The organism is Virgibacillus carmonensis, from assembly GCF_057836705.1.
Map to the genome: position 1 here is coordinate 1 of NZ_JBYQFJ010000104.1, position 838 is coordinate 838.

Annotated in this window: 2 protein-coding genes; both read left to right on the forward strand. The window is 37.8% G+C overall.

What is annotated here, in order from left to right; all coding sequences use genetic code 11:
* The first annotated feature begins 73 nt into the window (after positions 1 to 73).
* Positions 74 to 334 carry a metal-sensitive transcriptional regulator gene (locus AC3G7N_RS20730; protein ID WP_172840464.1) on the forward strand — a complete coding sequence of 87 codons (261 nt, stop codon included), beginning with the start codon at positions 74 to 76 and terminating at the stop codon, positions 332 to 334.
* Positions 335 to 418: 84 nt separating this feature from the next.
* Positions 419 to 838 (forward strand): DsrE/DsrF/DrsH-like family protein (locus AC3G7N_RS20735; RefSeq protein ID WP_489424056.1); only part of this gene is annotated, 420 nt, incomplete at its 3' end.

Consider the following 838-nt stretch of genomic DNA (forward strand, 5'->3'; position numbering starts at 1 on the left):
TTGGTTGACAGATTACCCATAGGGGTATATTGTAGAGGTTGTAAACAAGGACAAACGATTGGAGGGTTTGCTATTGAAGTATGATGAAAAAGTACAAAACAGGGTGAAACGTATAGAGGGTCAGGTTAGGGGTTTGTTGAAGATGATGGAGGAAGATAAAGAATGCAAAGATGTAGTTTCCCAAATGACTGCTGTACGAAATGCGGTGGACCGGACAGCTGCTTTAATTGTCAGCACAAATCTGGAACAATGTATTCGTGAAGAAGAGGAAAATGGGAAAAGCTCTGAAGACCTAATAAAAGAAGCAGTTAATCTGCTTGTTAAAAGCAGATAAGGGTGAGTTGTGATTTTCACCTTTTTTTAATAAAATAAATACCCATACGTGTGTATGTATATAATGAAAAGGAAGGGAATGTAAATGTCCGAAAATAAGAAAACAACCATTGTGTTATTTAGTGGTGATTATGACAAAGCAATGGCAGCCTATATTATCGCAAATGGTGCTGCAGCATATGACCATGAGGTAACCATTTTCCATACATTTTGGGGACTAAATGCATTACGTAAAGATGCACAAATTCCAGTTAAAAAAGGATTTAAGGAAAAGCTGTTTGGCAAAATGATGCCGAGAGGTTCTGATAAAATGGGACTTTCCAAGATGAACTATTTTGGAATGGGTCAAAAAATGATAAAGAGTGTTATGAAAAAGCACCGTGCTGTACCTCTTCCACAGTTAGTTGAAATGGCGCAGGAGCAGGGGGTAAAATTAATTGCATGTACGATGACAATGGATCTGCTGGGGTTGCAAAAAGAGGAATTACTCGATCAGATAGAATAT